The organism is Actinomadura rudentiformis (genome assembly GCF_008923185.1).
In the GTDB taxonomy this organism is placed as follows: Bacteria; Actinomycetota; Actinomycetes; order Streptosporangiales; family Streptosporangiaceae; genus Spirillospora; species Spirillospora rudentiformis.
The window spans coordinates 710,637-729,629 of the sequence record NZ_WBMT01000001.1; the positions used below are offsets into that span (position 1 = coordinate 710,637).

General features: G+C 71.7%; 18 protein-coding genes and 1 pseudogene. 6 read left to right on the top strand and 13 right to left on the bottom strand.

From position 1 onward, the window contains the following. Positions 1–13: 13 nt before the first annotated feature. Both F8566_RS03375 and F8566_RS50865 read left to right on the top strand, forming a co-directional pair. Positions 14–2,233, top strand: a complete 2,220-nt coding sequence (locus F8566_RS03375; RefSeq protein ID WP_151557754.1) for an MMPL family transporter — start codon at positions 14–16, stop codon at positions 2,231–2,233. Further along, positions 2,230–3,102: a phosphatase PAP2 family protein gene (locus tag F8566_RS50865; protein ID WP_225992820.1), complete on the top strand. Its 873-nt coding sequence runs from the start codon at positions 2,230–2,232 to the stop codon at positions 3,100–3,102. Before F8566_RS03375 ends, F8566_RS50865 begins: the two co-directional genes overlap by 4 nt. Before the next feature lie 16 nt (positions 3,103–3,118). On the opposite strand, the pseudogene F8566_RS03385 reads toward F8566_RS50865, so the two are convergent. After that, positions 3,119–4,402, bottom strand: a pseudogene (locus tag F8566_RS03385) (cytochrome P450); the annotation flags it as partial. On the opposite strand from F8566_RS03385, the gene F8566_RS03390 reads away from it, so the two are divergent. Genes F8566_RS03390 through F8566_RS03400 form a run of 3 tightly spaced genes read left to right on the top strand, consistent with a single transcriptional unit; the run spans position 4,373 to position 7,047 of the window. Continuing rightward, on the top strand, positions 4,373–4,999 hold the full coding sequence (locus F8566_RS03390; RefSeq protein ID WP_192809487.1) for a TetR/AcrR family transcriptional regulator: 627 nt from the start codon (positions 4,373–4,375) through the stop codon (positions 4,997–4,999). The pseudogene F8566_RS03385 and the gene F8566_RS03390 overlap by 30 nt on opposite strands. Positions 5,000–5,051: 52 nt before the next feature. After that, positions 5,052–5,663, top strand: a complete 612-nt coding sequence (locus F8566_RS03395; RefSeq protein WP_225992821.1) for a QsdR family transcriptional regulator — start codon at positions 5,052–5,054, stop codon at positions 5,661–5,663. A 34-nt stretch (positions 5,664–5,697) separates the two neighbouring features. Further along, complete coding sequence (locus tag F8566_RS03400; RefSeq protein WP_192809488.1) at positions 5,698–7,047, top strand: ABC1 kinase family protein; 1,350 nt, start codon at positions 5,698–5,700, stop codon at positions 7,045–7,047. On the opposite strand, the gene F8566_RS03405 is transcribed toward F8566_RS03400, so the two are convergent. After that, complete coding sequence (locus tag F8566_RS03405; RefSeq protein ID WP_151557760.1) at positions 7,044–7,901, bottom strand: siderophore-interacting protein; 858 nt, start codon at positions 7,899–7,901, stop codon at positions 7,044–7,046. The two genes, F8566_RS03400 and F8566_RS03405, sit on opposite strands and share 4 nt — an antisense overlap. A 176-nt stretch (positions 7,902–8,077) precedes the next feature. Here F8566_RS03405 and F8566_RS03410 point away from each other — a divergent pair, with 176 nt between their 5' ends. Next, a complete protein-coding gene (locus tag F8566_RS03410) occupies positions 8,078–9,502 on the top strand; it encodes a DHA2 family efflux MFS transporter permease subunit (protein WP_151557762.1) in 1,425 nt (474 codons plus the stop codon). Here F8566_RS03410 and F8566_RS03415 read toward each other — a convergent pair. The 11 genes from F8566_RS03415 to F8566_RS03460 form a co-directional block, all read right to left on the bottom strand. After that, positions 9,408–9,821, bottom strand: coding sequence for a MerR family transcriptional regulator (locus F8566_RS03415; RefSeq protein ID WP_225992822.1), 414 nt, complete (start codon positions 9,819–9,821; stop codon positions 9,408–9,410). The two genes, F8566_RS03410 and F8566_RS03415, sit on opposite strands and share 95 nt — an antisense overlap. After that, positions 9,770–10,801, bottom strand: coding sequence for a branched-chain amino acid ABC transporter permease (locus tag F8566_RS03420; protein WP_225992823.1), 1,032 nt, complete (start codon positions 10,799–10,801; stop codon positions 9,770–9,772). The genes F8566_RS03415 and F8566_RS03420 overlap by 52 nt, the downstream gene beginning before the upstream one ends. Beyond that, a complete protein-coding gene (locus tag F8566_RS03425; protein ID WP_151557766.1) occupies positions 10,798–11,661 on the bottom strand; it encodes a branched-chain amino acid ABC transporter permease in 864 nt (287 codons plus the stop codon). The genes F8566_RS03420 and F8566_RS03425 overlap by 4 nt, the downstream gene beginning before the upstream one ends. Further along, positions 11,658–12,341 carry an ABC transporter ATP-binding protein gene (locus tag F8566_RS03430; protein WP_151557768.1) on the bottom strand — a complete coding sequence of 228 codons (684 nt, stop codon included), beginning with the start codon at positions 12,339–12,341 and terminating at the stop codon, positions 11,658–11,660. Before F8566_RS03430 ends, F8566_RS03425 begins: the two co-directional genes overlap by 4 nt. Beyond that, the gene (locus tag F8566_RS03435; RefSeq protein ID WP_151557770.1) at positions 12,338–13,144 is read right to left on the bottom strand and encodes an ABC transporter ATP-binding protein; all 807 of its coding nucleotides are present in this window, start codon (positions 13,142–13,144) and stop codon (positions 12,338–12,340) included. The genes F8566_RS03430 and F8566_RS03435 overlap by 4 nt, the downstream gene beginning before the upstream one ends. Beyond that, positions 13,141–14,346: an ABC transporter substrate-binding protein gene (locus tag F8566_RS03440; protein ID WP_225992824.1), complete on the bottom strand. Its 1,206-nt coding sequence runs from the start codon at positions 14,344–14,346 to the stop codon at positions 13,141–13,143. Before F8566_RS03440 ends, F8566_RS03435 begins: the two co-directional genes overlap by 4 nt. A 108-nt stretch (positions 14,347–14,454) precedes the next feature. Continuing rightward, the gene (locus F8566_RS03445; RefSeq protein WP_225992825.1) at positions 14,455–15,408 is read right to left on the bottom strand and encodes a PDR/VanB family oxidoreductase; all 954 of its coding nucleotides are present in this window, start codon (positions 15,406–15,408) and stop codon (positions 14,455–14,457) included. Then, positions 15,405–15,572, bottom strand: coding sequence for a hypothetical protein (locus tag F8566_RS49640; RefSeq protein ID WP_192809489.1), 168 nt, complete (start codon positions 15,570–15,572; stop codon positions 15,405–15,407). Before F8566_RS49640 ends, F8566_RS03445 begins: the two co-directional genes overlap by 4 nt. After that, positions 15,569–16,591, bottom strand: coding sequence for an aromatic ring-hydroxylating dioxygenase subunit alpha (locus F8566_RS03450; RefSeq protein ID WP_151557774.1), 1,023 nt, complete (start codon positions 16,589–16,591; stop codon positions 15,569–15,571). Before F8566_RS03450 ends, F8566_RS49640 begins: the two co-directional genes overlap by 4 nt. Positions 16,592–16,665: 74 nt before the next feature. After that, a complete protein-coding gene (locus F8566_RS03455; protein WP_151557776.1) occupies positions 16,666–17,463 on the bottom strand; it encodes an IclR family transcriptional regulator in 798 nt (265 codons plus the stop codon). A 2-nt stretch (positions 17,464–17,465) separates the two neighbouring features. After that, a complete protein-coding gene (locus F8566_RS03460) occupies positions 17,466–18,956 on the bottom strand; it encodes a carboxylesterase/lipase family protein (protein ID WP_225992826.1) in 1,491 nt (496 codons plus the stop codon). Positions 18,957–18,993: the final 37 nt, after the last annotated feature.

Here is an 18,993-nt window from a genome sequence, read left to right on the forward strand (position 1 = left end):
GAACTGATCTCTCTTGGCCACCTTCCTCTACCGGCTCGGCCGGTTCTCCTACAGGCGGCGCAAGCTCGTCGCCGCGCTCTGGGTGGGGCTGCTGGTGCTCTTCGGCGTCGGCGCCGCCACTCTGTCCGGGCCGACCTCCAACAACTTCTCCATCCCGGGCACCGAGTCCCAGAAGGCGATCGACCTGCTCGAGGAGCGGATGCCGCAGGCGTCCGCCGACGGCGCCACCGCACGCGTGGTGTTCGCCGCGCCGAACGGCGGCAAGGTCACCGACGCGGCGAGCAAGAAGGCCGTGGAGCAGGTCGTCAGCAAGCTCAAGGCCCTCCCGGACGTGGCGAACGCCGTCGATCCGTACCAGGCCAAGTCCGTTTCGCAGGACGGCCGGATCGCGTACACGCAGGTGACCTACAAGGTCCCGTCCATCAACCTCGACGAGGGCGACCGCACGGCGCTGGAGGCCGCCGGTGAGCCCGGCAAGGCCGCCGGCCTCACGGTGGAGATGGGAGGCGACGCGACCGAGGGCATGCCCGAGCAGAGCGCGACCGAGATCATCGGAGTGGCGGTCGCCGCCGTGGTCCTGGTCATCACGTTCGGCTCGCTCATCGCCGCCGGGCTGCCGCTGCTCAACGCCATCCTCGGCGTCGGCATCGCGATGGCCGGCATCACCGCCGCGACCGGCCTGATCGAGATGAGCTCCACCACGTCCACGCTGGCGCTCATGCTGGGGCTGGCCGTCGCCATCGACTACGCGCTGTTCATCGTCTCCCGTTACCGGCACGAGCTCGAGGAGGGACGGGACGGCGAGGAGGCCGCGGGCCGCGCCGTCGGCACGGCCGGCTCGGCGGTCGTCTTCGCCGGGCTCACCGTCGTCATCGCGCTGGCCGGACTCGGTGTCGTCGGCATCCCGCTGCTCACCGAGATGGGCCTGGCCGCCGCGTTCGCCGTGGTCGTCGCGGTCCTGATCGCACTGAGCCTGCTGCCCGCGCTGCTCGGCTTCGCCGGGCGCAAGGTGCTCGGCGGCAAGATCCCGGGCCTGCGCGGCGGGCGCGTGCGGCCGGGCGGCAAGCCCGCGATGGGCGAACGCTGGTCCCGGTTCATCCTCCGGCGCCCGCTTCCGGTGTTGCTGCTGGCCGTGGTCGGGATGGGCGTGCTGGCCGCGCCCGCCCTCGACCTGAGGCTAGGCCTGCCCGGCGACGAGACCAAGAGCACCTCGACCAGCCAGCGCAAGGCGTACGACATGCTCGCGGAGGGCTTCGGCCCCGGCTTCAACGGCCCCCTCATGGTCGTCGTCGACGCCGGGGAGGGCGGCGACGCCAAGCCCGCGGCGCAGCGTTTCGCCGGGCAGGCGCAGCGGCTCGGTGACGTCGCCGCCGTCACCACGCCGGTCGTCAACCAGGCCGGTGACACCGCGATGCTGACGGTCATTCCCAAGAGCGGGCCGAGCGACAAGGCGACCGAGGACCTGGTGTCGGAGCTGCGCGGCCAGAGCGCCGGCCTGCGGGCGGCGACCGGCGCAGACGTCAAGGTGACCGGCCAGACGGCCATGAACATCGACATCTCGGCCAAGCTCGGCGACGCGCTCCTGCCCTATCTGGCGGTGGTCGTGGGGCTGGCGTTCATCCTGCTGATGCTGGTCTTCCGGTCCATCCTGGTGCCGCTCAAGGCGACGCTCGGCTTCCTGCTGACGGTCGCCGCGACGTTCGGCGCGGTGGTCGCGGTCTTCCAGTGGGGCTGGCTGGCCTCGCTGCTGGGCGTGGCCGAGACCGGACCGATCATGAGCATGATGCCGATCTTCCTGATCGGCGTGGTGTTCGGGCTGGCGATGGACTACCAGGTCTTCCTCGTCACGCGGATGCGGGAGGAGTTCGTGCACGGCGCCGAGCCCGGCGAGGCGATCGTCACCGGCTTCCGGCACGGAGCCCGGGTGGTGACCGCGGCCGCCGTCATCATGATGGCCGTCTTCGCCGGCTTCATCTTCTCCGGCGAGTCGATGATCAAGATGATGGGCTTCGCGCTCGCGGCGGGCGTCGCGTTCGACGCGTTCGTCGTCCGCATGACGATCGTCCCGGCCGTGATGGCGCTGCTCGGCCGCTCCGCCTGGTGGTTGCCGCGCTGGCTCGACCGGCTCCTGCCGAACGTCGACGTCGAGGGCGAGAAGCTCCGCGAGCACCTCGGCGAGGACGAGGCCCGGGCCGCCGAGGAGCATCGCGAACTGGAGATCGCCCGTACGTGATCCATCCCTGGCCGCGGCGCTCACCGTGGTTCCGGCCCAGCGGCGGGCGGCCCCGGCCCATCCGGGAACTGCTGCTCGTCGCCGTGCTCTTCGGGGCGTACAAACTCGGCCGCGTGCTGGCGGACGGGCGCGTCGCGGAGGCGTTCGACAACGCGCACGGGATCTGGGATCTGGAACGCAGCCTCAGGCTGCCGAGCGAACTGGACGTGCAGCAGGCGCTCCTGCACAACGACGTGCTCGTGCACGCCGCCAACTCCTACTACGCGTATGCGCACTTCCCGGCCACCGCCGCGTTCCTCCTGTGGATCTATCTGCGGCGGCCCGCGTACTACCGCTGGATCCGGTGGGTCCTCGTCACCCTGACAGCGGCCGGTCTCGTCCTCCATCTGTTCCTGCCGCTCGCGCCGCCACGCATGCTCACCGGAACCGGCCTGATCGACACGGGCGCGATCTTCGGGCCCGCGGTGTACGGGGCGCCGCAGACCGACACCCTCGCCAACCAGTACGCGGCGATGCCGTCGCTGCACATCGGCTGGGCCATCATCCTCGCGACGGGCCTCATCGTGAGCACCCGCGACCGATGGCGGTGGTGGTGGATCGCCCATCCCGTCATCACGGTCGCGGTGGTGGTCGCCACCGCCAACCATTACTGGCTGGACGGCATCGTCGTGGGCGCGCTGCTCGCCGTGGTGCTGTTGGTGATCAGACCGCCCGTGACGGTGCGGCTGCCCGTGACCGTCCCGACCGCACCGGCCGGGCCACGACCCGTGTCCGTTTCGACGGGACGAGGGTCACGTGCCGCACCCGTGGCCTCTCCGGAGCCGGATCGGCCGCTCGCAGCTCCACGGCCGCCAGCACCTCTCGGATGATCACGCGCATCTCCATCAGCGCGAGCTGGGCACCGACGCAGTAACGGCGCCCGCCGCCGAAGGGCATCCACGCCTTGTTGGCCCGGGCCGCGTCCGGACCGAGGAACCGCTCCGGCCGGAACGCGTCGGGCTCGGGGTACACCGCCGGGTCACGGTGGATGAGCATGATGAGCGGAGAGGGCATCCAGCCCGCCTCCGCCTCGTGGTCGCCCAGGCGCAGCGGGGCGTCCAGCAGCCGCGGCACGTCGTAGACCACCGGCCGGGACCGCAGCGTCTCCTTGACCACCGCGTCCAGATAAGTCTCGTCCTCACCCCCGTCCAGCTCGGCGGTCAGCCGGTCCAGCACCGGCCGGTTGCGCAACAGCCGTTCGAAGGCCCAGGCCAGGCCGGTCGCGGTCGTCTCGTGCCCGGCCTCCAGGAGCGTGATGAGCTCGTCCCGCAGCTCCTGGTCGGACATGCCGCGGCCGTCCTCGTCCCGGGCCGCCAGCAGCAGCGAGAGCACGTCGGTGGCCTCGGGATCGGGGGCGGCGCGGCGCCCCGCGATCTCGTCGTACAACATCTCGTCGACCGCCTCCCGCACCCGCGCGAAGCGCGTGGTCGGCAGGAACGGCAGCCGGCGCGGCACGGGCGAGGCGAGCAGCCATTCGCGCGTTCGCGGGGGCATCAGGAGCAGCGACGACGAGCCCGCGACGTCGATCAGCTCGGCGACGGCGCCGCGCAGCCGATCCAGGCGCCGGGTGTCGCGGATGCCGAACACCAGCCGCAGGATGACCTCCAGGGTGATGCCCTGCATCCGGTCGCGCAGCGCGAACGGGGTGTGCAGCGGCCAGCGGGCGATCTCCGCCGCGGCGATCTCGGCGATCTCCGTGCGCCAGCGGGCGATGGCCCGGCCGTGCAGCGGCGGGCTGATGAGCCTGCGGTGCCGCCACCAGGGCTCGTGGTCCAGAGTGAGCAGCGAATGCCGTCCGACCAGCGGCTCCAGGAACTGACGGCGGATCTCACCGGCGCGCCCGCCCGACGCGTCGGTGGCGTACACCCGCTCGGCCAGCTCCGCGGTCGTGACGAACACCTCGGGTGGAAAACCCGGGAAGTCCACCCGGAACACCGGGCCGTGGCGGCGCCGAGCCGCCTCGAACGTTCCCACGGGATCGACGACGTAGCGGGCGGCGCGGAGGAGGGACACCCGCGGTATGGGCGCTGGAGGAGTCATCGGCGGCTCCGATCTATACGTGCGTATTATACGTACGTATAGATCCCTATCATGGGAGGCGTGGCGGGTAAACAGGGAAGTGAAGGTCATCGGGAGAGGTTGCTCGCGGCGGCGCTGGTCTGCCTCCGCGAGAAGGGATACGCGCACACCACCGCGCGGGATCTCGTCGCCGCCTCCGGGACCAATCTGGCGTCCATCGGCTACCACTTCGGCGGCAAGGAGGCCTTGCTGAACGAGGCGCTGGCGAGCGTCGTTCGCGATTGGACCGCCCGCGTCGAACAGGCGATGTTCGGCGGCCCGCCCGTGCGCGACACCCGGGAGCTGCTCGAACGCGTGCTCGTCGCGCTGATCGACGTGTTCGACGAGCTGCGCCCCCTGATCATCTCGTGCGTCGAGGCGTACGCGCCCGCGCTGCGGTCGGACGCGCTGCGGGCACGCCTGGCCGAGTCGTACGCCGAGTCCCGCCGCGACGGCGCGGCCATGATCCGCCGGGCCGCGGCCGAGCTCGGCGTCGAGGTGCCCGCCGACCCCGAGGCGGTGGTCTCGGTGCTGGTGGCGATCTCCGACGGGCTCATGCTGCAGTGGCTGGCGGATCCGGCGAGCACCCCCGACGCGCGCCAGGCCCTCGACGCGCTCGCCGCCCTCTCGGTGGTGGCCGCGCCGGAGCGCGCGGCTCCCGGGCGGTAAGGGGTTTCCGCTCGGTGGTCCGTGACGGTAGGGGCTGTGCGATGCTGAACGGGTGACTGCGCTCGGGCCCGCCGACGCGATCGCCGCCGCGTCCGCGCATTACCTCAAAGGTGAACCGATCGACATGTCCGCGCTCGCCGTGGAGCTCGGAGTCGGCCGTGCGACGCTCTATCGCTGGGTCGGCAGCCGGGAACAGCTGCTCGGCACGGTTCTCGCCGAGATGACCGAGCTGACGTACCGGACCGCCGTGCAGGGAGTTCAGGGAAGCGGTCCGGACCGCGTGCTCACCGTGCTGGACCGTTTCATGCGCGCCGTGGTCACCGCCGTGCCGCTCAAGGCGTTCACCGCGCGCGAACCGCGGCTGTTCGTGCGGCTGGCCACCATGCAGGGGCCGATCGAGGAGCGCGCCATCGCGCTGCTGACCGCCGAGCTGGAAGAGCAGATCGAGGCGGGCCGGCTGCTGGTGCCGCTGCCCACCCGCACCCTCGCCCAGGCGATCGTGCGGATCTGCGACTCGTTCATGTACGCCCACCATCTGGGCGGCAGCCGGCCGGAGATCGAGACGGCTCTCGACGTGATCGAGCTGCTGCTGCGGTCGTGCACCGCAGCCAGTACCGGCATTGGTGACGAAATCACCACAAGGTGGGGAATGAACACTTCGTGACGATCGTTCCCCCCGCCATGAGAGGGTGCGAACCGTGAGTGACATTCCCCGCCGCGCGGTGACCCGCACCGCCAAGCTGGCAAGCCTTCCCCTCGGGTTCGCCGGGCGCACCGCGGTCGGCCTGGGCAAGCGGACGATCGGACGGCCCGCCGAAGCGGTGGCGCTGGAGGTCCAACAGCGCACCGCCGAGCAGCTGTTCAAGGTCCTGGGAGAGCTCAAGGGCGGCGCGATGAAGGTCGGCCAGCTCCTGTCGATCTTCGAGGCCGGGCTGCCCGAGGAGCTCGCCGGGCCCTTTCGCGCCAGCCTGACCAAGCTCCAGGAGGCGGCGCCGCCCATGCCCGCCGCCACCGCGCACAAGGTGATGGCCGAAGGGCTGGGGGAGGACTGGCGGGAGCGGTTCGCCGAGTTCGACGACCGGCCCGCCGCCGCGGCCTCGATCGGTCAGGTGCACAAAGCGGTCTGGCACGACGGCCGCACCGTCGCCGTCAAGGTGCAGTACCCCGGTGCGGCCAAGGCGCTCATGAGCGACTTCAACCAGATCTCGCGGCTGAGCAGGCTCATCACCCCGCTGTTCCCCGGGATCGAGGTCAAGCCGGTCGTCGCCGACCTCAAACGGCGCCTGGAGAAGGAGCTCGACTACGTCGACGAGGCCCGCGCCCAAGCGGCCTTCCACGGTGCCTTCGCCGACGACCCCGACTACCTGATCCCGGCGGTGGTCGCCCAATCGGGCAACGTCCTGGTCACCGAATGGATCGACGGCACGCCGCTCTCCCAGGTGATCTCCGGAGGGACGCGCGAGCAGCGCGACCGCGTCGGCCTCCTGCTCTTCCGCTTCATGCACGCGGGGCCGGCGCGATGCGGCCTCATCCACATCGACCCGCACCCGGGCAACTTCCGCCTGATGGACGACGGCAGGCTGGGCGTCATGGACTTCGGCGGCGCCGCCCGGGTCTCCGCCGAGCTGCACTGGACGATCGGGCGGCTGCTGCGCATCAGCACGCTGGGCAGCGGTGAGGAGATGGTGGCGGCGGCTCGCGAGGAGGGGTTCCTCGCGCCGGACGCCGAGGTCGACCCCGAGCTGGTCGCGCAGATCGTCACGCCGCAGGCCGCCCCGTTCATCGAGGAGCGGTTCAGGTTCAGCCGCGAATGGATGCGCCAGGAGACCAACCGCGGGCTGGGGCTGGCCACCGACATGCGGCCGGGCAGCATCGTCCGCCAGATCAAGCTCCCGCCGCAGTACCTGGCCATCAGCCGTGCCCTGGCCGGATGCGGCGGCGTGCTGTGCCAGCTGGAGGCCGAGGGCCCCTTCCGCGCCGAGGCGGAGCGCTGGGTGCCGGGCTTCGCCGAGGAGGACGAGCCCGACGAGGCCGAGGCGACCGCCTAGCCGTTCCGGCCGGAAAGGGCCTTGGCCTCCTCTTCCTCGACCTGGCGGTTCCATTCGGCCTTCGACGAACGCCAGGCCTCGTCGTCACGCCCGTACCGCCAGTAGCCGGAGATCGAGAGCTGTTCGAGCGGGATGCGCCGGTCCACCCGCAGATGCCTGCGGAGATCCTTGACGAAGCCCGCCTCGCCGTGCACGAACGCGTGCACGCTGCCCTCGGGGAAGTCCAGCTCGCGCACCGCCCGGACGAGAGCGTCGCCGACCTTGTCGCCGCCGCGGTGGAGCCACACGATCTCGGCGCTGGCGGGGGCCTCGAACTTCTGCTCCTCCTCCGGCCCCGCCACCTCGATGAAGACCCGGGCGGGAACACCCTCCGGAACGCGTTCCAGAGAAGCGCCGATCGCCGGGAGCGCGCTCTCGTCACCCACCAGCAGATGCCAGTCCGCCTCGTCGCTGGGCGCGTAGCCGCCCCCCGGGCCGAGGAACCTGATCACATCGCCCGGCTCGGCGTTCGCGGCCCACGGGCCGGCCAGGCCCTCGTCGCCGTGGTAGACGAAGTCCAGGGTCAGCTCGACCGCGTCGGCGTCCCACGCGCGCACGGTGTAGGTGCGCGTGACCGGCCACTGGTCGCGAGGCAGCTCGGCGCGGATCGCCTGCATGTCGAACGGCTCCGGGTAGTCCACGCCAGGCGGCGCGAAGAGCAGCTTCACGTAGTGATCGGTGAACTCGCCCGCGTCGAACCCGGCGAGCTCGTCCCCGCCGACCACCACCCGGATCATGTGCGGGGTGATCTTCTCCTTGCGCAGCACCCGGGCCTTGTTGACCTTCGGGGTCTTGCGTGCGGTCTCCGTCGCCATTCCGAACCTCCGACCGTCTGGGATACTTAGGTAAGCCTAACTTGTCCTTCGGGGTAACCGAAGGTCTCCCGCCTGATCGTTTCGCCCGGACTTGAACTCAAGCCGACTTGAGCTCATAGCGTCACCGCCACGGCGCGCGGAACGTCCGCGCGACCGCGTCCCCACAGGGAGGGAACATGGCGGGCAAAGGCCGGACAGGCCTGTTGGTCTCGGCGTTCATGGGCACGTTCATCGCGCTGCTCGATCTGACGATCGTCAACGTGGCGCTGCCGGAGATCCAGGCGGACCTGCGCACTGATGTGACCGGGCTCCAGTGGGTCGCCGACGGCTTCACGGTGCCGCTGGCGGCGCTGATGTTGTCGGGCGGCGCACTCGGCGACCGGTTCGGACGCAAACGACTGTTCCTGGGCGGCATCGGGCTCTTCATGGCCGGCTCGGTGGTCTGCGCCGCGGCATCGGGCCTGGGCGTCCTGGTCGCGGGACGGGCGGTGCAGGGAGTCGCGGCGGCCATCGTCGTCCCGGGAGCCCTGTCCCTGATCGGCCAGGCCGAGCCCGATCCCCAGCGCAGGGCGAGGCTGATGGGTCTCTGGGGGATGTTCAGCGGCCTGGCCGTCATCTCCGGGCCGCTGCTCGGCGGGGTGCTGGTCGACACGCTCGGCTGGCCGAGCATCTTCCTGGTGAACGTGCCGCTCGGGCTGGCCGCCGTGGCCATCGGGCTGCGCTCGATCCCCGAAAGCGCCGATCCGGCTCACGCCGCCCTCGATCCGGCCGGTCAGCTTGCCGCGGTCGCCGCGCTCGGGTCGCTGACGTACGGGGTGATCGAGGCGCGCGAGCACGGCTGGAGCTCGCCGCCCACCCTCGGCTTCCTCACCGCGGCCGTCGTGGCGGGCGCGCTGCTCGTCGTGCTGGAGCTGCGCAACCCGCGTCCGATGTTGCCGGTTCGGCTGTTCTCCGACGCGCGTTTCGCCATCGCCAACGCCGCGTCGGTGGCGCTGGGTTTCGGCGCCAACGGCGCGTTCTTCGTGCTGACGGTGCTCTATCTCCAGGAGCTGCGCGGACACTCGGCCATGGCGACCGGGGTGCTGCTGCTCCCGATGACGCTCGCCATCATGCCCGCCGCGGTCGTGGCCGGACGCCTGACCGCGGCGTTCGGGGCCCGGCGGCCCATGGTCCTCGGATACGCCCTGACCGGTGTGGCGCTCGCCGGGATGGGCGTGCTCGACGCGGGCACTCCCTACCTGGCGATCGGCGCCCTGTTCGTGGTGGCGGGCGTCGGGCAGGGGCTGGCGATCACTCCGGCGGCCGCGGCGGTGCTGGAGATCGTGCCCAGGGAACGCACGGGCATCGCCTCGGCGACCGTCAACACGGCCCGCCAGGCCGGGACCGCGCTCGGCATCGCCGTGCTCGGCACGGTCGCGGCCGGCTCGGGGGGACTCGCGGCAGGGGTGCGCACGAGCCTGGTCGCCGCCGGAGCCGTGGTCCTGGCGGCGGCCGCCCTGCTGGTGCTCATGCCCGGAAGGGGATCCCATCCTCGATCCACGTCCGTGTCGCCTCGCGCAGATGCGGGCATCCCCCGGCCGGGTCGTCCCGCGGGCACGTGAGGAGGTGTTCCAGATAGGCGCGGCCGGTGGTGAGCCGTTCGATCTGCGCGCCGATGGCCTCGATGCGGCCCGCCACCGTCCCGCGCCAGTCCGGAGCCGCGGCCAGCACGTCCTTGATCTCGTCCAGGCTCATGAGCCCGGTCTCCTGCATGATCCGGATGAGGGCGATCCGGTGCAGCTCCGCCGGGCCGTACCAGCGGCGGCCGCCCCGCCGCTCGGCGGGTGCGGCGAGGCCGCACTCGTCCCAGTAGCGGAGCGCGGAGACCGTCATGCCGAACTTCGCCGCCGCTTCGCCGATCGAGATGAGATCGTCTTCCATGTGCCCCATCTGACCTCGAGCCGGCTTGAGAACGCCAGTCCCCGCACCAGGCCCTGCGGCATGAAGAGCATCGCGAGGACGAGCAGCAGCCCGTAGACGGCGTACGAGAGCACCGAGGGCGCAGCGGCCGGCATGCCCTCCATCGTGCCGATGTTGTTGAGCAGCTGGAGCAGCAGCGTGATCACCGTGGCTCCCGCGAGGGCGCCCCAGATCGTGCCGGTGCCGCCGACGACGACCATGACGACGTACTCGAAGGAGAGCAGGACGGGGAACGACCCGGGCGCGACGTATCCGATGAAGAAGGCGTAGACACCGCCGGCGAGCCCGGCGAAACCGGCCGACAAGCTGAACACCGCCAGCTTGTAGCCCGCCACCGGAACTCCCGACGACTCCGCGGCCACCTCGCTGGTGGCGAGCGCGCGGAGGCCGCGCCCGGGTCGCGAGTCGACGACGTTCCTCGCGATGAGGACCACGACGGCCAGTGCGGCCAAGGCCAGGTAGGCGTACGAGACGTCGTCGGCGAACTCGTATCCGGCGACCTCGAGCTGGGGTATGCCCTGCAGCCCGATGTCGCCGCCCGCCCACTCCTGCCGTCCGGCCAGGCTCAGCAGGATCAGCTGGACGGCGAGGGTGGCGAACGCCAGATGATGGCCGCGCAACCGCAGCAGCGGGACGCCGATCAGCGCCGCGGCCGCCGTGGCGATCACCGGGGCGGCGAGCAGCGCGACCCAGGTGGGGAGGCCGTGGACGGCCAGCAGCGCCGCGCTGTAGCCGCCGATCATGTAGAACGACGCCTGGCCGAGGGAGACCTGCCCGCCGTACCCCATGAGCAGCGACAGGCCGGTGACGACGATGGCCGCCAGCAGGAGCAGCACGTACACCGGCACCTGTGACGGGGGCAGCAGCACCGGCATGGCCGCCGCCACGGCCGCGACGACCAGCGCGGCCAGAGTTCCCGGGGAACGGAGGAGATGGCTCACCGTGCGGCCTCCATGTCGAGCGCGGTCCGGCGCGAGGCCTGCCAGATCATGATCGCCAGCATCAGCACGAGGGCGACCACGGTCTGGTAGGAGGCGTCCAGGTAGCCGGCGACCAGTGCCTCGGCGACGCCCAGCGTGAGCGCGCCGGCGAGGGCCAGTCCGGGCCTGTTCAGACCGCCGAGGATCGCGGCGGCGAACCCGTTGGTGATCAGCAGCACGTCGCTGTTGAACGAGATGGGCAACATGGGCGTCAGCAGGACCCCCGCCGTGCCGCCGAGCACGCCGCCGAGCGCGAAGGCCGCCAGTCCCATGCGGGTGACGTTCATGCCCACGGCGCGCGCCGCGTAGGGGTTGGACGCGGCGGCGCTCAGGGCCTTGCCGAGGTAGGTCCTGGAGAAGAACAGGCCGAGCGCGGTGAAGACCAGCGCGGTGGCCGCGATGACGAGCAGATGTTGTCTCTGCACGTAGGCGCCGGCGACCTGGATCGTCCCGCCGAGCCCCGGATGCGAGCGCGGTCCGTCGCCCCACACCATGATCTCGACGGCGTACGCGACGAAGCCCAGGCCGAGGGTGATGATCAGTGCGGCCCGGGGGCCGGTGCCGGGCTTTCCGGTGGCGACCAGGCCGGTGAGGAGCCCGACGGCGCCGGCGGCGGTCACCGCCGCGACCTCCGCGACGCCGTGGGGCAGCCCGGCCGACAGGAAGGAGCCGGCGGCGAGTCCCGCGACGACGGCGAACATGCCCTGGGCGAAGTTCACGGTGCCGCTGACACGGTGGACCGTCACCAGGCCGCTGGCGAGCAGCGCGAAGCCGCAGCCCACGGCCAGCCCGGAGACGAGGTACTGCAGGAGGTCGCTCATGGCGTCACTCCCAGGTAAGCCGCGACGACGTCGCTGCTCTCGGCCAGTTCGGCACAGGGACCCTCAGCCCGGATCCGGCCTGCCTCCAGCACGTAGGCGCGGGTGCACAGATCGAAGGCCAGGCGGGCGTTCTGCTCGATGAGGACGACCGCCAGGCCGCGTTCGGCGTTGAGCCGCCGCAGGTGCCCGGCGAGCGTCGTGGTCACCAGGGGGGCCAGGCCCAGCGACAGCTCGTCCACGATGAGCACGGCCGGATCGCCCATCAGCGCCCGGCCGAACGCGACCATCTGCTGCTGACCGCCCGACAGCGAACCCGCCTTCTGGCGCCGCAGGCGTGCCAGCTCGGGCAGGACCTCGTACACCCACGCCGTGTCCCGTGCCGACGAACCCTCGCGGCGCCGGCGCCAGGCCCCCAGCGCCAGATTGTCGTCGACGCTCAGATCGGGGAACATCTGCCGGCCCTCGGGAACGAGCGCCGCCCGGCCGTCCAGGCGCACCGTGCCCCCGGCCGGGCGGACCAGCCCCATGATCGCGTTGACCAGGGAGGACTTGCCCGCGCCGTTGGGCCCCACAAGAGCGACCATCTCACCGGCCGAGACGTGCAGGGTGACGTGGTCGAGGGCGGTGGCGTTGCCGTACCGCACGACGAGACCGGTCACCTCCAGCACCGGGTCGCTCATCCGGTGGCCTCCCATCCGGCGGCCCCGGTCGTCTCCCGCCCGAGGTAGGCGGCGACCACGCTCGCGTCGGCGCGGACCTGCTCCGGCGTGCCCTCGGCGATGAGGCGGCCGAGGTCGAGCACGCTGACGCGGTCGGCGAGACGGGAGACGAACGTGACGTCGTGCTCGATGAGCATCATCGTCAGCCCGTCGGCGCGCAGGCTCTCGATCAGCTGGGCGAGCGCCTCCCGCTCGCCGGCGCGCAGCCCGGAGGCCGGCTCGTCCAGGAGCAGCAGATGGGGCTGGGCGCACAGCGCGCGAGCCAGCTGGAGCGAGCGCTGCTGGCCGAGGGGCAGCGCGTCGGCCGGCCGTCCCGCCCAGTCCCGCAGGCCGACCCGGTCGAGCGCAGCCAGGGCGTCGGCCTTGATCCCGGCCTCCTCGCGGCGGTGCCTGGGCAGCCGGAGCGCCGCGGCGAGGAAACCGTGCCGGGTGCGGGCGTGCGCGCCCACCATGACGTTCTCCAGCGCCGTCATCCCGTGGAAGAGCCGGGCGGACTGGAAGACGATCGCTATGCCGAGCCGGGCCCGCGCGTGCGCGCTGAGCCTGTCGATGCGCCGCTCCTCGCCGTTCGGGCGGTAGCGGATCGTGCCGTGGTCGGCGGCGAGATGGCCGCTGATCAGGTTGAAGAGCGTGGACTTGCCCGCTCCATTGGGGCCGATGACCCCCCGCGTCTCACCGGCCGCGACGGTGAGCCCGACGTCGCGCACCGCGTAGACGCCGCCGAAGGCGCGGGAGATCGAATCGACGGTGAGCACGGCGCTCATCCCGCCGCCGCGGCGGTCTTGGCGAGCTGCGTCCGGGACCAGGGGACCGGCACGAGCTTGCCGTTCTTGACCTGGTTCATGGAGATGTCGGTGGGACGCAGGCCCGAGTGGTCCGTCGCCGAATAGGTGTACTTCCCGCAGGGTGTGACGAGGGTCAGGGTCTCCAGCGCGTCACGGATCTTGTCCCGGTCGGGTTCGCCCGCCTTCTCGATGGCGGCGGCCAGCAGCTTGACGCCCGTGTAGCCGTCCATGGCGAACTGGGGAGGCTCGTACCCGTACTTCTTCCGGAACGGCACCGACATCTCCTGGACCGACTGCTTGAGCTTGCCGTCCGGCAGGTAGTCCTCGACGACGCCGATGGCGCTCTGCACGTACACCCCTTCGCTCGCGGTGCCGACCGGCTCCAGCCAGAGCTTGGTGGCCTGCGAGGCGGTCATGACGAGGGGGATGCCCAGGCGGGCGCCGGCGTACTGCTTGGCCAGCGTCACCCCGGGCGCGCCGCTCGCCCAGGCGACCAGGGCCTGCGCTCCCGAGCCGCGGACGTGGGTGAACACCGGGCTGAAGTCGGTGGCGGTCGTCTCGTACGGCTCGGCCTTGACGATCTGCACGCCGTACTGGCCCGCGTACCGCTGCATCCCGGCGAAGCCCGCCTTGGAGTAGGCGCTCTTGGTGTCGTAGGCCACGGCCACCTTGGAGATCTGATGGGCCTGGAAGTACTGCAACAAGGCCTCGGCGTACCGCGATGAGATCGCCGGCACCACGAACGTGTACTTGCGCACCGGGTTGACCTGCTCGTCGGCCGGGGCCAGCGAGATATAGGGGATCTTCGCGCGCTCGGCGAGCGGCTCGACCGCCAGGCCGACGTTGGAGAACGTGGACCCGATGACGGCGGCCACGCCCTGGGACTTGAGCTTGTTGAAGTGGAGCACGCCCTGGTCGGGCGCGGTCTTGTCGTCGAGGGTGGTCAGCTCCAGCTTGCGGCCCTTGATGCCGCCCGCCGTGTTGATCTGCTCGACCGCCAGGTCGACGGTCTTCTTGGCCTCGCCGCCGAGCGGGGCGTAGTTGCCGGTGAGCGACTCGATGAAGCCGACCTTGATGGTCGAGCCGGAGCCGCCGGAGTCGCCGGAGCCGCATGCCGACAGCGAGAGGACGAGCGCCGCCATGCCGGCCAGGGGAGTGAGGAGGGGGACGAGTCTGCGCACAGGAGACCTCCTGGGGGGTGGCGCGTCGTCGCGAGCCTGCTGCGAACATAGGCGTCTGCGTTGCAGCCGTCAATAGTCTGCACAACGTCAACGTCAGTCCCAGGGACCTCACAGCTCCAGCGTCAGGCGCGGCCCGGCGGCCCGCGACACGCAGATCATCATCAGGTCGCCCGCGCCCCGTTCCTCCTCGGTGAGCACCGAGTCGCGATGGTCGGGCACGCCGTCGAGCACGGCCGTCTCGCACGTGCCGCAGGTGCCCTCCTGGCAGGAGGACAGCACGGCGACGCCGGCGGACTCCAGGACCTCCAGAATGGAACGGTCAGCGGGGACCTTGAGCGTTCGGCCGCTGAGGGCGAGCTCGACCTCGAAGGCCTCCCGCGGCGCGGCCCCGGCCTCGGGTTTCGGCGTGAACCGTTCGACCCTGAGCGAGCCGGGCGGCCAGTCGGCGCACCGCCGCTCCACCTCGGCCAGCAACGCCTCGGGGCCGCAGCAGTACACCAGGGTGTCCGCACGGGGCTCGCCGAGCAGGCCGTCGAGATCGAGGAGACCGGTCTCGTCCTGCGGGGACGTCTGCACCCGCTCGCCGTGCCGTTCCAGCTCGGCCAGGAACGCCATCGAGGAGCGCCGCCGGCCGCCGTAGACGAGCCGCCAGTCGGCCCCCGCTGCCTGTGCCGCCGCGATCATGGGCAGGATCGGCGTGATCCCGATCCCGCCCGCGATGAAGAGGCACCGTGGGCGCGACGGCGTGAACGCGAAATGGTTGCGCGGCCCGCGCACGGTCAGCCGGTCGCCTTCGGCGAGCTTGTCGTGGACGTGGGCCGATCCGCCGCGGCCGTCCTGCTCCCGCAGCACCGCCACACGCCAGCCGTGCGGGTCGTCCGGATCTCCGCAGAGGGAGTACTGCCTGACCAAGCCGTCGCCGAGGACGAGCTCGATGTGCGCACCGGGCTCCCACGGTGGCAGCGGCCCACCGTCCGGAGCCCGCAGCGTCAGCCCTGCCACGTCGTCGGCGAGGGCCTCCTTGCGCGTCACGACGACCGTGGTCTCGGATTCGGGGATCACCGCTGCTCCGCCTCGTGGTCGGGATGGGAGAGCAGCCACTGCCAGATCCCCACGGGATCCTCGGCCCGGTGCTCGGCCCCGCAGTGGCAGATGCCGACCAGCACGTCCGAGCCGGGTTCCCAGATGACCCGCAGCCGGGTGGTGGTCGACGTCACGACGCTCATGCGCCCGTCATCCGGCGCAGGAGGCGGCGGGCGGCCAGTCCGCCGGTGTCGATGTTGATGCTCAGCTCCTGGTAGCCCTCGGGCTCCCCGGCGATGACCTTCTCCAGGACGTTCAGGGCCTCGACGTCCTGGAGGACGACCGTGCGGTTGCTCTCGGCGAGGAACGCGGAGACGCCCTCGTCGTCCAGGGCGAAGTCGCGGGCCACCATCCAGAAGTCGTGGGTGCTCGTCTCGGTCTCCGGGGTGATCGCGTACACGATCTCGGCGTGGCAGGCGGCCGGGTCGTCGGCGTCGGGCCCCGGCTCCACCCCGGTGGGCGCGATGCGGCTGTGCAGCAGGTAGAGGCACGGCGGGTGGTACTCGATGTCCTGCCACCGGTCGATGCGTCCCTTGATCCCGGTCGAGTCCGCGTAGAACGAGGGGCACTCCACGTCCTTCATCCGGCGGCTGACGTAGACCACCCCGGCCTCGTCGTCGACCTCCGTGGTGATCGGCGTCTGCGCCACCTCGGGCGTGCCGATGTAACCGGCGTGCAGATACGTTTCATGGGACAGGTCGAGCAGGTTGTCGATGAGCAGCTCATGCCGTGCGGCCAGCGGCTCCATGCCGCGCACGGTGACCCAGCCGTCCATCGCCAGCCACGGCGCGCGCGGGATGGCCGCCTGATCCGCCTTGCCCGGATCGCCGATCCACACCCACACCAGCGAGTCCTGCTCGACCACGGGGTAAGCGGGCACCCGCGCGGTGCGCGGGATGCGGACCTGGCCCGGGACGGCGACGCAGGCGCCGTCGGGAGCGTAGGTGAAGCCGTGATAGCCGCAGATGATCTGGTCGCCGTCGCGGACGCTCTCCGAGAGCGGGAAGCGGCGGTGGACGCACCGGTCGGCCAGGGCCACCGGGTCCCCGGCACCGGTCCGGTAGAAGACGATCGGCTCGCCGCAGATGGTCCTGGCCAGCAGGCCGTCGCCGACTTCCTCGCCGTAAGCGGCGACGTACCACTGATTGGTTGCAAATCCCATGTGCCGACCATCGCCCGGGCCACGCGAGCCTCGCCACGCGAGTTCCATCTGATGGAAAGCGTGTGTGATCGCGTTCACAGGTCGGGACGTTCAACGCTCCCGCGCACCGCGGAACTCGGTGTCCGCGCCGCGCGCGGCGAGCCCAGCGACCGCGAGATGCCACGGGCGGCGGCGCGTACCGCGGGCACCAGGACCCGCCAGTCGTACCCGTGGGAGGGGACCACGACCGAGACCGCCGCCTCGACCTTGTCGGCGGGGCCGAACACGGGGGCGGCGACCGAGAGCGCGATCGTCTCCACCTGGCCGTCGCTGATGGCGACGCCCGTGCGGCGCACCTCGGCCAGCGTCCGGCGCAGCTCGGTGCCGGACACGATGGTGTTGGCGGTGTACCGGCGCAGCGGACCGCGGATCGCACGCTCCTGCAGCTCGGTCTCCGCATGGGCGAGCAGTGCCAGCCCGACTCCGGTCGCGTGGGCGGGCCATCGCCCGCCCACGCGGGTGAAGACGTGGACCGCGTCGCGGCCCGCGATCCGTTCGACGTAGACGACCTCCAGCCCGTCCAGGACGGCGAGCTGGACGTTCTGGTGGGTCGCCTCGTACAGGTCCTCCAGGTACGGCATCGCGGCCTCGCGCAGGCCCAGGCCGCGCGGGGCCAGCGCCGCGACCTCCCAGAGACGCAGGCCGATGCGGTACGTGCCGTGCTCATCGCGTTCCACGGCGCCCCACTGGGCGAGCTCGCCGAGCAGCCGGTGCACGGTCGGGGCCGGCAGGCCGGTCTGGTGGCTGATCGCGGACAGGGTCAGCGCGGGACGCTCGGGTGAGAACGCCGCCAGGATGCTGAGGACGCGAGAGGTGACGGAGCCGCGGCTCACCGCTACTCCAGCGGATCGAAGCGATGGGCGGCCCAGACCCGGCGGGACAGGGCCTGCGGGTCGCGCACGTCCTTGGTGAAGGTGTCGAAGACGTGGGTGATGGCGCCAGCCGGGTTGTAGGCGGGCCATCCCGGGTCACCGGTCGTGGCGAACGCGGTCCACGCGGCCCTGAACTGCGCGGAGAGCTCGACCGCCTCGTCCGGGACCGGTTCTCCGATCACCAGCTCCGCGACGCCCTTGTCGAGGGTGCCGAACGTGAGGGGGACGTCGAGGGCGTGGCAGGCGCGCAACATCCCCTTCAGGCCGGGGGAAGGCCAGGCCAGCTCGTAGGCGAAGGTCTTGCCCCCCGCGGCGGCGTGGGCGTCGGCGAGATGCGCGCTCGGCATGCGGAAGAGCCAGTCCGACAACACCAGGCTGTAGAGGTCCTCGGCCGGGGTGTGGCGGTGCGCGGCCCGGTAGGCGGCGGCGCCGCCCGGCGGGGCCAGATGCTTCATGATCTTGGTGACATGGCCGTCCCCGAGGGTGCCGAACCGCCCGGCGAGCGCCAGGAACAACCGGAACTCGTCACGGTTGAAGCCGACGATCAGCTCCAGGTCGCGCCCGGCTCCGTCCGCGAGGGCCCGCCACGGCGTGGTGGGCAGCACCTCGCCGTCCACGACGGGCGAGTACGGCGTGGGCGTGCTCGCGATCGGGCCCCACGTGGGGTGGTCGTCCTGCAGCTTGGCCGTCATCGCCTCCGCCGCCGCGACCAGCACCTCGGGGGAGACGTCCGCGAGATCCGCGACGGTGGGGCCACAGCCGACCTCCGCGGTGATCGCCGTGCTGAGCCGGTGCGCGAACTCCGGTGCGAAGTACGTGCCGGGCACGCTCTGCGCGATCGCCCTGCGGAACAGCCCGCGGGCGGCCGGCATCGCCAGCAGGGCCGCGATCGAGCCCGCCCCGGCCGACTCGCCGAAGACCGTGACCCGCCCGGGGTCGCCGCCGAACACGGCGATGTTGTCCTGGACCCAGCGCAACGCCGCGATCTGGTCGAGCAGGCCCCGGTTCGCGGGCGCGCCCTCGACCCAGCCGAAGCCCTCCATCCCGACCCGGTAGTTGAACGTCACCACGACCACGCCTTCGGCGGCGAGCGTGGCGCCGTCGTACTCGGGCTGGGACGAGGTCCCGACGAGGTAGGCGCCGCCGTGCACCCACACCATGACCGGGAGCCCCGAGCCGCCGTGGTCGGGCGTCCAGACGTTCACCGTCAGGCAGTCCAGCCCCTCGGCGGGAGTCCAGCCGGGAAATCCGGGCACCATGGCTGCCTGCGGAGCACGGGGACCGAACGCGACGGCCTCGCGCGTCCCGTCCCAGGAGGCGGCCGGGACCGGCGCGGCCAGCCGGTTGCGGCCGAAGGGCTCGGCCGCGTACGGCACGCCCTTGAAAACGGTGATCCCATCGTGCGCCCGGCCGCGGATCCGGCCCGTGGTGATCCTTGCCTCTGCTCCGGTCACGCTGCTCAGTAGAACACGGGCCCGCGGGAACACGGGT